This is a genomic window from Zooshikella harenae (assembly GCF_018837975.1).
GTDB classification, from domain to species: Bacteria; Pseudomonadota; Gammaproteobacteria; order Pseudomonadales; family Zooshikellaceae; genus Zooshikella; species Zooshikella harenae.
In genome coordinates this window covers 72,277-87,583 of sequence record NZ_JAGSOY010000008.1, presented here as the reverse complement: position 1 = coordinate 87,583, position 15,307 = coordinate 72,277, and the positions used below count along the sequence as shown (strand labels likewise).

Here is a 15,307-nt window from a genome sequence, read left to right as displayed (position 1 = left end):
AATAGTGAAACGACTTTTCATACTAGTATTAATTTTTTTTCAACAGTTTAGCCTGTTGTGAGTCTGGATAGTGGTGTACTAGATAGTTGAGGTAGCGCTGGTAACTCGTTTGATCTTTATCTTTTGCACAAGCTTTGGCTACCAAGAATAATAGATTGGGTAGATTTGTATATTTGGCATCGAGTTTTAACAGGTGTTTTAGTAAAACCTCGGCATCTGCCCGATAACCATGTTTCGAAAAATGTTCTGTGAGAAAAGCAAGCACTTTAGGTGAATTAAGTGATGAGGCATTTTTTTGTTGAGAGTACTTTTTAAACATTTTATGGACAAAACCTATATGTTGAGGGTTTTTGGCCAATTGAAATATTTTTAATGCAGCTTGATGAAAGTTTTTATCTGAAGGATTATGACTGGTAATCGCATAATATTTTTCTAGAAGTTGGTGATTTTCGGGATATTCATTAATAGCACTCAGACATACTCGCTGTGCAGCATCTAAATTAAAGTTTGATATATAGTTATCTGCTTGATTAATGGCTCGTATAATGGGTTCATTAGGATCATTTTTTTCGATGTAATCAACATCAACTTTAACCAGCCAGTTTTTGGTCAGGAAAAGCAAGCCAAAACCACTGATTAATCCGCCGATATGAGCCCAGTAATTAACATTATCAAAAGTAAAGAATGCGCCATAAAGTTCTTTCCCTAGCCAAATAGGGAAAATGGCAATAGCTGGTGCGCGAAAGTAATTGAAATAGAACCCTATCCAACAAAAGAATTTTATTTTTCGTAGCCCATAAAGTGCTAAATACATCCCCATGAGGCCTGCAATAGCACCTGATGCACCGATTCCAGGTTGAAAGCTTTGCGGTTCGAGGACAAAGAAAAGTGCATTTGCAGCTAAGCCTGTGATTAAATACAGCGTTGTGAAAATGATTCTACCAATGGCAACTTCCAATGAAAAACCAAAGATAAAGAGAAAAATCATATTTCCCAGTAAGTGATCCCCACTACCATGTAAAAACATGGATACAAAGAACCCGCCAGCTGTAGGTTTAGCGGGAATAATCCCAAACCGGATATAGCTAATGTCATCCCGCTGATCTGTAGCTACTTTTCTCGATCGGAGCCACTGCTCTTTATCTTCATCATCTTTGATTTCTTCTTTAAGAAATTGGTCAAAACCAATACTTAATAGTATGTTAGTGGCAACATATTCATTGTAACCCAATTTATCAAGCCGATAAATTTCATTGTACAGCTTATATTCTTTGTCTATGTACTGGTAATAAAGTGGCTTTTCTTTCTCATATAAGCCACTGTTTATATAATAGGTGACGGCATGGTCAATTTTTTGCTCGTCATTGCCTTGGTATCCCCAATAAATAATACAGTTAATAATAATGAGTAAGAGGGTTAAGAGTGGCGGTTTAGACCAGTCTAATTTTTGTTCAGCTGGAACGATTAACATTGTAAATCCATACTCTTGTGTAATGAATCTTAAAGTATGTTCGACTCAATATTGAATGTATATAAATGTCGTTACTGATTATAATGCAGGCTTTAGGTATCTGACAGAAGAATTTGGAAATCAATAAGTTAGACTAAGACTGGCAATTGTTTAATCTGATTAGTAAATAAGCTTACCTGACTACGGTATATCTTGATCTAGAATACAATTAATCTTCATGTTGTTGGTTTAATATTAAGTTTAGATACAGTGTGCTGTTAATACTCTGAGTTTTTCCCTTGATGAGAAAAATTGGCTTAAATTACTAGTCATAATGCTACCAAAAATTATTATTTCAAAAGGGAATATATAGTTTAATTCAACAGTAATATACGTAAAAATACAAAGTGATTTGATTCATAAAAAGAACAATAGTCCATAAAGAAGAGTTATTTTGAGGTCTTATTAAGATTCATATAAATAATGATATTTGTTTAAATTCGTCAAAATTCCCACATATTTATAAAAAGCACTGGTAAGCTGTATTATGTGTCACAAAATTATTAAAACTTGAGTCACAAAAAAGAGGCGTTTAGCTATAACAAATTAGAAAAGTGACAATTTTGTCAACGCGCGTTAAATCCGTATGATCCCTGTTCAAATAATAGGCGAAAGTAAATATTTTCAGCAAAACGCCTGGCTTAATGGTTGTAAGCCAAACAGGGAAACGTATGAAGACAAGCACTATTTCACGTATATTTTCTATTTTCGTTGGTTTAACCTCCTTTGCTGTTATATCTCAAGAGATACCATCAGCAATTACTCCCGGTGGTGCAGAACCTGAGTTGAATCAAAGGTTATCAATGCCTGCTATTCAACAAGAAATCTTTCCTATTCCTCCTTCAATTGAAAGGCCTCTAGAAGTTGATAGTGGCCCAAAAATATTTGTAAAAAATATCAATCTTATTGGCTTTAGTGATCATGCTGAAAATGATATTTTTGTTGATGAGTTAAAAGAGATAGTTACTGAAGAGATTACAAATCATAAAAATAACCAAGGAACAGCACAGTTGACTATTGGCCAGCTACAACTTATTGCCGATAAGCTGACATTATATTTTCGATCTCATGGACTGGTACTTGCTCAAGTATATATTCCTGCTCAAGAAGTAAAAAATAATGCTGTGACATTTAATGTACTTGAAGGAAAATTAGGGAAAGTTTTTGCTAATGATAATACACATTATAGTGATGAGCAGATCTTAAAACCTTTTGCTCAATTATTGAATAAGCCTGTTTCTTCTAAAGAAATTGAAGAAGCACTTTTATTGTTAAATGATTACCCGGGTTTAACGGTTGGAGGCATGTTTACTACTGGTCAGCAAGTGGGTACTGCAGATTTAAAAACAATGACGCTAGAGGAAAAGTGGTACAGCGGACGTTTATTATTTGACTCATCTGGTTCGAAGTATACTGGGAAAGATCGCTATTTAACGGAATTAAATTTTTATAACCTAGCAGGCTTAGTCGATACGTTAAGCCTTCAGCTATTACAAACAGATAGACCCAGTAACTCCTTATACTGGTCTTTTAGGTACGAATTACAGGCATTTAATCCTTATAATTACGTAGGCGTAAGTAGTTCTAAAAATAAGTTTGATGTTGGCAGTGAATTACAAGTATTAGGATTAGAAGGGTACAGTACACAACATGAAGTGTATTGGCGTCATGTGTTTAAACGAAGTAGGAATTTAAATATTTATGGACGTTTAGGTTTAGCTCTTAAAGAATCAGAAACAAAAACAAAAACTGATTTTACCTTAGGTACTGATAAGTTAACGGTATTAGCAGCCCAGTTAAGTTTTGATCATGTAGATAAAAAATATGCAGGTATTAATTTAGGTTCTATTAGTTACTCCCAGGGATTTGATGATTTATGGGGTGCTATGGAAGAAAAAACATTATCAAGTGATGGTGATCATTCAAGCCGAAGAAGAAGTAACGGTGATTATGTAGGTGGAAAATTTTCAAAGTGGAATCTTGAATTAGCACGTGTGCAAGCACTGAATGAAGATCAGACATTAACCTTTAATTTTAAAGGTCAATACTCAGACGATTCATTAGTTTCTTTAGAGCAGTTTAGTATGGGTGGACCTAATAGTGTTCGTGCTTATCCCGCATCTGAGTTCCTTGTGGATAAAGGTTACTTTACATCTTTGGAGTGGAATGTTGGCTTTCCATTTATAGGCGATAACGAAACATATAATGGCAAGCGCTGGAAAGATATGATCAATTTCTCGGTATTTGTTGATCATGCTGAGGGATGGCTTAACGATCCTCTGGATAATGAAGAAGAGAAAAAGTCATTATCGGGTGTTGGGGTTGGTATGTATTTTACGGATATTAATGGTCTTGATGGTCGGTTTTATGTTGCGAAGCCTTTTTCGAGTCATGAGGCCAGTAACGAAAGAGATTATCAAGTCTTTTTTGAAGTTAGTTATAAGTTTTGATGATTAGGCAAAAGGAAGTAGATAATGATTAATGACGTCAAAGTAAAACCTTTAGTTGCCTTAATTCGTCAAAGTATGCTGGCAGCAAGTATTGTTGTTCCAACGCTGGTAATGGCTGCTCCACAGAATGGAACTGTAACTCCTGGGGATGCAGTTATTAACCAGTCTGGTGCTACAACAACGATCACGCAATTTAATAATAGAGCTGTAATTGATTGGCAATCATTTAATGTAAATAAAAATGAAACCGTTCAATTTAAACAGCCAAATCCTTCAGCTACTGTATTAAATAGAATTAATGACCAAAACCCATCACAAATTAATGGGAATATTAAGGCCAATGGACAGGTCTATCTCGTTAATCCTAATGGTATTATTTTTGGTAAAGATGCAACTGTCAACGTCGGTGGAATCGTCGCATCAGGCATGAATGTGTCAGATGAGCATGCGGAAAGCTTTCAGAATACTGGAAAGCTTACATTATCAGGTAATAGTGATGGTAATGTTGAAAATAATGGACTGATTAATGCCTCATCAGGTAGCGTCGCGTTAATAGGAAAACAAGTCATTAATAACGGTATTATTACTGCAAAAATTAATGCCTCATTAATTGCTTCTGATAAGGCTTCACTGGATTTTGATGGTGATGGCCTCATATCTATTGAAGTAGATAGGGAACTTATCATAAATGACAGTACTTCTAGAGAAGTGGTTAATAATGACAAGATTAACGCGCAATATATCAAACTTTCGGCAGAAACAACAAATAATGCCATAAACAGCTTAGTTAATAATGACGGTATTATTCAGGCTAAAGCGACTACGGTTGAAAATGGTAAGATTACTCTTTCAGGCAAGAAAGTTGTTAACACCAAAGAGCTTAAAGTCCTTAGTCATATCGGTGCTGGAACGGGTGGAACTATTGAGATAACTGGCGATGAAGTTGAACTGGCTGGAAAAGTTAATGAATTTAGCTGGTGGGACAGAAAAAAACAGAAAGCAAATATCAAAGTTGAAGCAAAAAATATCACTTTGGCAATATCTGAGTCAGCTAAGATTAATGACTTAACAGTTAAAGCAGAAAATACACAGTTTGGCTCTAATCTCAATGAAGTTGATGTTAATCAACTTAGGTTGGAAGGCAATGTTAACTTTGCTAAAAATACTTCAGTAAATGGAACTAACATAGATCTGGGGGATGCTCAAGTTATTGGTGATCAGCATTTAACGATTAATGCAAATAATGAAGCTATATTAGGTGATATTAACCAGTCAACATCTCCACTTGATCAGTTAACGATTAGTTCAGCATCACTTGCCTTAGCGGGTGATATTTGGACAGATAACTTAACGCTGAAGAAACAAAATAATATCAAGTTAAATACTGATTCTTTAATTAGTACCAATAGTGATTTGACATTACCGATTGTACAAGGTGACTACACATTAGCATTAAAAACACCAGGTTATATTTACTTTAAAAATTCTGTCGATATAGCCAGTTTAAGCCTTGATGCGGATCAGCTTTACCTTGCTGGTGACCTTAGTTTGAATGGTATTTTTGATATTGAAAATGTAAACGATATTATTCTTTATTATAGTAATTCACCCATAAGTATTTCAAACCAAGGTGGGGATATCAGGCTTGATAAGCATGATTTTATTGATAACAGCAGGCAACTAAAACTTTCCGCACCTGGTCATGCGATAGCGCTCGGAGAAATAAGCTTAAATGAACTTGAAATATTTGGAAATACACCCTCTAATTTAATCCTGTCTGATAATATTTACACTAAAAAATTAATTGATTTTAGTGATACTGGAAAAATTACGTTAGCTGGAGATGTTGAGTTAGAAACGGGTAACAACTGGTCTGAAATAAAGTTATCCAAGCTTGTAACTGGAGATCATAATCTCAAGATACAAAATCGTGGTGGAAATATTCTATTACAGGATGTTGATATTAAAGGCGTGCTTGATATAGATACTCAAGCGATACTTCAGTTAAAAGGGAATATTAGTGCTAATAAAGGAATTGACTTAGCTGCAGATTATGGCCTTATTTTACAAAATGATGTGTCAATGGTATCAAACAGTGGGAATATTAGCTTTAATAACAATATTTCAGGAGATTACGCATTAGGCCTTACGGCTAACGAGGCTTACTTAAAAAGGTTAGATGTAGGTTCACTTGCAATGAAAAACGCTGCCTACCTTTCTGTTGAAGGTAATATTATCGCTGATAGTGACATTGCGCTTAATAATATTAATAAAATTAGTCTTTCTGGGGATCGTAAAATTCATTCTGATTATGGAATAATTGATCTGCGTGATTCTCACCTAATCAACTCATCAACGTTAGACTTAAATGCAAAGAATATCAAACTTGGGCAAATTGGCAGCCAAGGTGATCAATTCAATATAGTTAAATTAACAAATGCTGATGAAGTGGTTTTAGCTGGTGATATCTATGTTTATAATGCAATCGATTTTAATCATATTGAAAAGTTATCCCTAGAATATGATACTGCAATTAATGTTGATAGATGGTATTCATCATTAGACTTAATCAATACAGAGATAAGTGGTATTGGAGACCTTACGTTTAACCTCAATCGAGGTAATCTTTCAACTGGACTGATTAACATTGATGGAGATTTTATCTCAAATGGTGTTTATTTAACCTCTATTAATAACGATATAACTTCGAATATTGGCAAAGTACAATTAAATAGTGATTACATTTTTTTAAAACAAAATGCAGTTGTCAGTGCTCGTGACGATATTGACTTATCGATGGTTAGTGATATTTATGGGCAACGTAATTTATCTCTTATAAGTAGTCATGGAGACATCAAACTTTCTAGTATTGGCGCTAACATCAATATTGGCGATTTAGACATTTCTGCAAAAGATGTATTTCTTAATGATTCTGTAAATGCTAAGAATATTATATTTAATAATACAGACCGTATTCACATTCAGAATGATCTTCAGCTGAAGTATTTAAGTAGTGGTTTAAACCTCGCTGATACTGTAATTTCAGGTAGCCATCAGTTAGGCATTTATAGCAATGGAGATATAAATTTCGGTTCCATCAATTTAGGTGCTGGAAAACTAACCGTTAGTACTATTGGAGATATTTCACTCGTTGATGATATAACGGCTGATAATGGTGTTTACTTTAAAGGGCATGGCTCTGTTACCTTGATGGATGATATTGCTATAAATAGTAAAGATTCTTATTTAGATTTAGCGGCGAATACATTATCTGGTAATTATGGGTTAACACTAAATGCAGAAAATATAACGCTAGGTAAACTGGATACTTTTAACCCACTTAAAACATTGACGATCAACCACGCTAAAAATGTGCTACTCAATGATAATATTGTTGTTTCTGAGCGAGTTGATTTAACTGACAATGGTCGAATTAAGCTAGGTCAACCTATTGAAATTCATGCTTTGCAAGGTGATGTGCTGCTAGAAAACAGTAAGCTCTATGGTTCTGAATTAAATATTGATGCCAAAAACATTACTTTAGGCGCATTAACAGTTGATAAGCTAGGCTTTCAGGCACAATCTTTAACGCTTAATGATAACATCCAAACTCATTCTACTTTTAACACAGAAAGGGTAGATACAGTTGAGATTATTGGAAAGACGATTATTGATACACACCTTGGTAATGCTAATGTCAGTTTAGAAGATAGCTTAGTACAAGGTGACAATCTTTATATTGAAGCTGGACAAGGTGATGTGCTGTTAGGGACGCTATCAGTCAAAGAACTTGCTGTAAATAATACGGGACAATTCTCTACAGTTGGTAATATTGATGCTGAAAGTGGTATTTATTTTGATGGAACCGGAAACTGGCTATTAGCGGGTGATACAGGTATCAACGTTAATAATGGTTCTATATCTGTTGATGATAAGAATATATCAGGTAATTATGGTTTAAACTTGTCAGCTGACCGAGGTAATATTTATTTAGCTGATGCTGATGTAAATAATTTAGATGCTTCTGCTCGTACCGTTTATTTACAGGGTGATATTGAGGTTGGTAATAGCTCTCTAGATTTAACACGTGTTGGTGTTTTGAATGTTGATGGTAATCGTTCACTAATAGTAGATAACGTTAGTCCTTCACAAGCAGCTATTGATTTAAAAAATACCTTTGTCCAAGGTAGTGGAAGCTTGAATCTCATTAATGAGACAGGGGATATGAATCTTGGTCAGGTGAATATTGATGGCCGTTTAACTGTTGGTGGTACTCAGACGAACCCTTCTGAAACGATTAATCTTTATGCAAACCTAACCGCAGAACAAGGTTTTGATTTTAGAAATGAAGGTAATATTGTCCTGAAACAGGATATATTATTAAGTTCTCCAAATAATGAGTTGGATTTGTCACATAAAACACTTGCAGGTAACTATGCGATAAACCTTAATGCAGATACTGTTAGATTGGGTAAATTTTCTAATAATTCGCTCATTAATACATTATCAATAAGTAATGCTGGTTTAGTCGATATTTATCATGATATTACGACTGAACAAGGGATATTTTTTAATAATAACAAAGCAATTAATGTCCACCAAAATACGATTTTTAATGCATTAAATGGTCAAATTTATGTCAGTAAAGCTACGATCAATGGTAATGTCACATTATCTGGCAATACTGTGTCTTTAGATAATACTTCTGCACGGCGGTTTGATGTAAAAGCACAAAAACTTAATTTGGCCGGAAATATTGCTACTTATGATGGCTTAAATGCTGTAGGTGCTGATCTGATTGCTTTAGAAAATAAAGTTGTTGTATCAACCCAGCATGGTGCTATTAACTTTTCTAATGCTAAGGTTAAAGGTGATGGTTTAACCATAAATGCCAACGGAGGCGATGTAAGCTTATCTGATGTTTCTGTTAACGGTCTTACAGTGTTTAATACTGGATCATTAACAACTGATGGCAAGATACAAGCTTTTAATGATGTACGTTTTAATGGTACAGGTTTGTGGCAGTTAGCTAATGATACATCTATTGTTTCCAGCGCTGGTGATATTTTAGCTGCAGATAAATATGTGCAAGGTAATTATGCATTATCACTTACAGCTCCTAATGGCATAATCAAATTAGCTTCTGCCCATATAGCTTCACTAGGTATTACAGCTCCTCGAGTCGAATTAGAGGGTGATATAAGTGCTAAGCAAGGTGGCTTGGATTTTAGCCAGGTTGGAACGTTAGATATCGCTAAGCATGTTAGCTTGAAGACGCAACAGAATGCAGGAAATATTAACCTGTCTCAAACGTTGGTTGAGGGGGCAGGTAACCTGGCATTATACAGTGGATTAGGAAGAATACGCCTTGGACAGGTGTCGCTTGATGGTCAGCTAATTATCGAAAATCAAAGTGGTGTTGATGTCTTTCACTCTGTATCAGCAAAAAGAGGCATTAATCTGGAAAAAACACCAGCAGTTTACCTGTATAACAATGGAATTTTTTATAGCGATACGGGAGAAATTCTACTACCTAACGTTGTTGGTAATGGTTATAGCTTTTTAGCAAAAGCTGCGGGAAATGTTAATGCGCGTTCGCTTACAGCAGCAAATGTGAATATTCACAGTGGTCAGGGAATTGTGCTTGGAGCTGTGAATAGCAACTATTTAAATGTGCTGGCACAGAAAGATATTAATCTAAATGGAAATGTTAATGCTCAGGCTGTATCCATCATAAGTAACAAGGGACAGGTTAATATGTTTAGCAATCGCTCATTGAGTACTGTTGGAAATGCGGTACTCAATGGGTATTCTGGTGTAAATATTTCACATATTAAAGCTGACGATGTGCGAATCACCTCTAAAGTGGGTGATATTTATACATTGCCTAATCCGTATAGACGCAATATTATCGCGCGTAGGGTTGAATTAAATACACGTGGTGAAATTGGCAGCAACTATCAACCTGTTAACTTACTCGTGAGCAAAGACCTGCTAATTTATAATGCACGTAAGGCGGTATTAGAGGGATTATTTAATAAACCAACGTTGGTAAATACGTCTGAAACGACAACAGTTATGTTACCTAAAGTCTCTAAGGATGCGGCCAAAACAGCGCTAATAACACTTGAGGATACACGCTATTTTGATAGTAGTATCTTTCTTGATGGGGTAACACTGTTTAGCTATAGCGATGAAGATCTGCTTCAAGTGGAAAGATTGGAGTCAATGACTACTATGAAGGAATAAATAGTATGATGTTGTAAGCAGATGAATACGAACAACGCGTTTTATAAGCATATTGTACCACTCAGCATGGAAGACCATGCTGAGTGTAAAATTCTCGAAAATGCGAACTATAAATTTGCTGCTGACACCAGCGCTGTTTATTTAACTTCCACAGAGTTTAGTCAGGCTTCAAAAGTTTTTCCTATTGTCTTTGTTGAACAAGATGATCAGATTCAGCCTGCGGCTGTCCTTGGGTTAGAAAAACACCATAATGTATTTGTGACTGACAGAGGAAGTTGGACAGCTAAATATATTCCTGCCTATATAAGACGATATCCGTTCATATTGGCCGAAGTTCAGCAGCCTGAACAAGACTGGATTGTTTGTATTGATGATCAATCAGCCGTATTAAATAAAGAACAAGGCGTTGATCTATTTCATTCAGGTAGCGTGAGCGAGTATACAAAAAGTAAAATTAATTTTTTAAAGACTTTTCAACAGGCAAGTGAGGACACAAATACCTTTTGTAAGCATATAAAAGCACTTAATTTATTGGAGCCTATGAATGCTCAAATTAAAATGAATAAGGGAGATGATTTATCCGTCACAGGTTTTATGGTGATTAGTAAGGCACAATTGCAAAAACTAACAGAAAAACAGTTGAAGGAACTTATTACAAACGATTATATGATGCTCCTTTATGAACACCTATCGTCATTAACTAATTTTTCGGTACTCGTGGATAAAATAGCGGCACAAAGGATTATTGAGGGGCAAAGCAGTTATGAGTGAGTTAGATGTCAGTTATTTTCAGCAAGTCGCGACGGCTCAATTACCTGAAGATGCTCCATCTGGGTCCGATGCTCGCTATGCTTCTACTTATGAAACGCTGGAAGCTGAGTTTGCCAAGCTTACAGCGCTTACTGACCAAGGTTCTGTCACCTGGAAAAAGGTTGTTGCTCAAGCAGAAGAGCATTTACAGCAGCAATCAAAAGATATTTTAGTCGCTTGTTATCTTTGTCGAGCGCTTTATGAAATGTATGGCTTTGAAGGGTTGTATGCAGGCTTTCAAATGCTGAGACATTTTATTGAGCATTGTTGGGATATTATTTTTCCCCCAAAAAAGCGGATAAGAGCACGAGTTAGTGCTTTGGAGTGGTTGGTTGAAGAACTCCAGGAAAAAATTGAAAACTATAAACCTGTGCAGGATGATCACGCGACGTTGTCTAAAGCAACTGAGGGAGTAAAAGCTTTAGAACAGCTAGTAAATGATATTATGGGAGACCATGCGCCTGCGCTGGGACCATTTCGTCGCTTATTGGTGGGGTTTATTGAGGACATTGAGTTATCAATGCCTGCTGAGGCTGTTAATCCACAACCTGAAAGTAACAAGCCACAGGAAGCAGAAACTTTACTGAGCAAATCGTCAGCAGAGCCAGTAAAAGCTCAAGAAGAAAAACAAGCTACAAGTACAAAGCCGCAAGCACAAAAAACAGAGGCTAAACCTGTTTCGAGTCCAGTTAAGACGGATATAAAACCTTTAGAAGGTGATCTAACAGATGACCGAGAGTGCAATAAGGCTTTACGAACCTGTCAGGACTATTTGAGACAAATTGCCGCTTATAAGCGTGAGCAGCAATTAAGTGATGCATTTGCCTATGAAATTAATCGTTATGCGACATGGTTGAATGTTTTTCAGCTGCCTCGTCACCAGCAAGGTAAAACAGATTTAAGACCTATTCCAAAAGACAAGCGATTAGCCTATGAAAATCTTATGGCTAATGGTCAATATCAACAGCTTGTTGATGAAGTTGAAAACAGTATTTCAAAAGCCCCTTTTTGGTTAGATGGCCATCGTTTAGTGGCTGAAGCATTACTTCAGTTGGGTTTACAAGAAGCCTATGAGGCTGTAATAACACAAACAGCTAGTTTTTTACGAAAGTTTCCGGAGTTACTCGAATTAACATTTTTTGATCAGTCTCCTTTTGCTGATGAGGAAACAAAAGACTGGGTTAAGTCTACTGTGTTAGCAAGCAGCAATCAGTCATCATCAAGTCACTTACAAGATGAGAACCAGCCGTGGGTAGAAGCATTTAAAGAGGCAAAAGCATTAGCAAGTAAAAAACAATTACAGGAAGCATTATGCCTTTTTAGACAAGGATTACGATCTGCATCGTTAAGAGAGTCAATGTACTGGAAATTACAACAGGCACAGTTTTGCTTTGATGTAAAAAAGTATGAATTGGCTTGTCCTATTCTAGAAGAGATGGATCGCTATTTGGTAGCACATCATTTAGATCAGTGGGAACCCGAATTATGTATTCAGGTGCTGTCACTTTTATTACGAAGTTATAAACGACTACCCAATAAAAAAGTAGCACCTGAAACTATAGAAAGTTTGCATGCAAGGCTATGTTGTTTTGATGTTGCAGCAGCACTTGAGTTATAACGTTTATTGAATAGAGGGATAGAAAATGGCAAAAGAAGGTTCTGTAGCACCTAAAGAACGTATCAACATTTCTTATAAGCCTGAAACAGGTGGTGCACAGGAAGATGTTGAATTACCACTTAAAATGTTAGTGGTCAGTGACTTTACCTTAAGGGAAGATGACCGTTTAATTGAAGAGCGCAAAACAATTAGCGTTGATAAAGACAACTTCAATGAAGTGTTGAAAAAGCAAAACCTTGCCATTGATATTGCTGTGCCCAATACGCTATCTGATAACGAAGATGATGATATGGGGCTATCGTTAAAATTTGAAAATATTCGTGATTTTGAACCTGAAAGTATTGTTCAGCAGGTGCCTGAACTGAATCAATTACTGGAATTAAGAAATGCTTTAGTAGCACTTAAAGGCCCATTGGGTAACGCTCCTGCGTTTAGAAAAGCCATTCAAAATGTATTGAATGATACTGAATCTAGAGAGAAGCTACTGCAAGAATTAGGGTTAGATAAAGAACATTCTGGCGAATAATCCTTAAAGTATTTAAGTAGGAGAGCGTTATGTCTGATTCACCAGAAATGAATCAACAAACAAATGAGCAGGCTACTGAAAGCAGTTCACTCTTAGATGAAATAGTGCAACAGACAAAAATAGCGCCTCAAGAAGAGGGCTATGATGTTGCTAAAAAGGGTGTAACTGCATTTATTGCTGAATTACTGAAGCCCCAAAATCAAGAAGAGCGCATCAACAAAAGCCTTGTTGATAAAATGATCGCTGAAATTGATGGGCGTATTAGTAAACAAGTTGACCAGGTTTTACATAACAAAACATTCCAGCAACTGGAGTCGACTTGGCGTGGCTTAAAAGTGCTTGTTGATCGGACAGACTTTCGGGAAAATATTAAAGTCGAAATATTAAATGCATCAAAGCAAGACCTGTATGAAGATTTTGAAGATGCGCCTGAAATAACCAAGTCAGGTCTTTATAAAACGGTATATACCGCAGAATATGGCCAGTTTGGTGGACAACCTTTTGGTGCCATTATTGGCGATTATGACTTCTCACCAGCAGCAGCAGATGTGAAATTATTACAGAATGTAGCCAGTGTTTCTACAATGTCTCATGCTCCATTTATTGCTGCAGCAGGGCCAAAATTCTTTGGCTTAGAATCATTTGAAGGGTTACCGAACCTAAAAGATCTGAAAGCAATTTTTGAAGGTCCTCAGTACGCGAAGTGGCATAGTTTCCGGCAATCAGAAGATTCCCGCTACGTTGGATTAACCATGCCTCGTTTCTTACTACGCCAACCTTATGATCCAGAGGAAAATCCGGTTCGTGCATTTGAGTATAGAGAAGATGTGTCTTCCAGTCATGAAGACTATTTATGGGGAAATACAGCATTTACATTTGCCTCTCGATTAACAGACAGCTTTGCAAAGTACCGTTGGTGCCCAAATATTATTGGACCACAAAGTGGTGGTGCGGTAGAAGATCTTCCCGTGCATTTATTTGATTCTATGGGTGATGTGGAAATGAAAATTCCCACAGAAATCCTTGTCTCTGACCGGAGAGAATATGAGTTGTCAGACGAAGGCTTCATACCTTTAACAATGCGTAAGGGAAGTGATAATGCGGCCTTTTTCTCTGCAAACTCAGTTCAAAAACCGAAGAAGTTTTCTAATAATCCTGAAGGCAAAGCGGCTGAAGTCAATTATAAACTAGGTACGCAACTGCCTTATATGTTTATTATTAACCGGCTAGCGCATTATTTAAAAGTTCTCCAGCGAGAGCATATTGGTAGCTGGAAAGAGCGCTCAGACCTTGAGCGGGAACTAAATACATGGATCAGACAGTATATTGCTGATCAGGAAAACCCTTCTCCAGAGGTTCGAAGTCGTCGACCTCTACGAGCGGCAAAAGTAATTGTTTCGGATGTTGAGGGTGAACCAGGCTGGTATCGAGTCAACTTATCTGTGCGCCCTCACTTCAAATATATGGGGGCTGATTTTACGCTGTCACTCGTAGGTAAGCTTGATAAATCATAGGTGGTAGTGAATATACTTGATTGAGCTTATCAGTGTTGTTGGTATTGCTGAACTTATATGAAAGGCAAAAGTTCGCCAGTATGGATCTAGCAATACCAACAACCTGGATCTCTTTCTATAAGTCTATTCTTTAGCTAGAAATATACTTTTTTAGTAAAAGGTATATTTCTTATCAATGGGTTTAACTCCAACTGATTTAATAAAGAGAGCGCATGACTGCAGAGCGTTGTTTATTTGAACGAATCATCAATGCAGAAACAGTTAACCAAAGAACATTAGCATTTGATGAGCATAAACTACAAAAGTCGATCCTATCCCACGTACAAGATATGTTAAATGTGCGTCAGGGTAGTGTGATGGCTTTACCTGATTATGGCATGCCTGACTTTAATGATTTAGTGTCTCAATTTCCTGATGCCATTATTCAAATAAAACAAGCTATTAAAGAATACCTGAGTTTATATGAGCCCAGGCTATCTACGATACGTGTTGAACACTATGAAGATGCAGATAATCCATTAGTGCTTAAGTTTGGTATTACTGCAGAAGTCGTAACGGAAAATCAACGTTCACGTATTTCATTTGAAACTGAGTTAGCTGGTTCTGGTCAAGCGCGGGTAAAAGGTTGAT

8 protein-coding genes are annotated in these 15,307 nt (G+C 36.4%); 7 read left to right on the top strand and 1 reads right to left on the bottom strand.

Translation table 11 applies throughout. The features are described 5' to 3' along the window. Nucleotides 1-28: 28 nt before the first annotated feature. Nucleotides 29-1,471: a rhomboid family intramembrane serine protease gene (locus KCG35_RS05855; RefSeq protein ID WP_215818742.1), complete on the bottom strand. Its 1,443-nt coding sequence runs from the start codon at nucleotides 1,469-1,471 to the stop codon at nucleotides 29-31. Between the two features lie 710 nt (nucleotides 1,472-2,181). Between KCG35_RS05855 and KCG35_RS05850 the strand changes: the two genes are divergently transcribed. The 7 genes from KCG35_RS05850 (at nucleotide 2,182) to tssE (ending at nucleotide 15,306) form a co-directional block, all read left to right on the top strand. After that, nucleotides 2,182-3,960 (top strand): ShlB/FhaC/HecB family hemolysin secretion/activation protein, encoded by a 1,779-nt coding sequence (locus KCG35_RS05850; protein WP_215818741.1) that lies wholly within the window; start codon nucleotides 2,182-2,184, stop codon nucleotides 3,958-3,960. Nucleotides 3,961-3,984: 24 nt separating this feature from the next. Beyond that, a complete protein-coding gene (locus KCG35_RS05845) occupies nucleotides 3,985-10,209 on the top strand; it encodes a two-partner secretion domain-containing protein (protein ID WP_215818740.1) in 6,225 nt (2,074 codons plus the stop codon). 21 nt (nucleotides 10,210-10,230) lie between these two features. Next, the gene (locus tag KCG35_RS05840) at nucleotides 10,231-10,980 is read left to right on the top strand and encodes a SapC family protein (RefSeq protein ID WP_215818739.1); all 750 of its coding nucleotides are present in this window, start codon (nucleotides 10,231-10,233) and stop codon (nucleotides 10,978-10,980) included. Next, nucleotides 10,973-12,637: a type VI secretion system protein TssA gene (gene tssA / locus KCG35_RS05835; RefSeq protein WP_215818738.1), complete on the top strand. Its 1,665-nt coding sequence runs from the start codon at nucleotides 10,973-10,975 to the stop codon at nucleotides 12,635-12,637. Before KCG35_RS05840 ends, tssA begins: the two co-directional genes overlap by 8 nt. 25 nt (nucleotides 12,638-12,662) lie before the next feature. Continuing rightward, on the top strand, nucleotides 12,663-13,163 hold the full coding sequence (tssB, locus tag KCG35_RS05830; RefSeq protein WP_215818737.1) for a type VI secretion system contractile sheath small subunit: 501 nt from the start codon (nucleotides 12,663-12,665) through the stop codon (nucleotides 13,161-13,163). Nucleotides 13,164-13,192: 29 nt separating this feature from the next. Next, nucleotides 13,193-14,677, top strand: coding sequence for a type VI secretion system contractile sheath large subunit (gene tssC / locus KCG35_RS05825; protein WP_215818736.1), 1,485 nt, complete (start codon nucleotides 13,193-13,195; stop codon nucleotides 14,675-14,677). 212 nt (nucleotides 14,678-14,889) lie between these two features. Continuing rightward, a complete protein-coding gene (tssE, locus tag KCG35_RS05820) occupies nucleotides 14,890-15,306 on the top strand; it encodes a type VI secretion system baseplate subunit TssE (protein ID WP_215818735.1) in 417 nt (138 codons plus the stop codon). The last annotated feature ends 1 nt before the right edge of the window (nucleotide 15,307 follow it).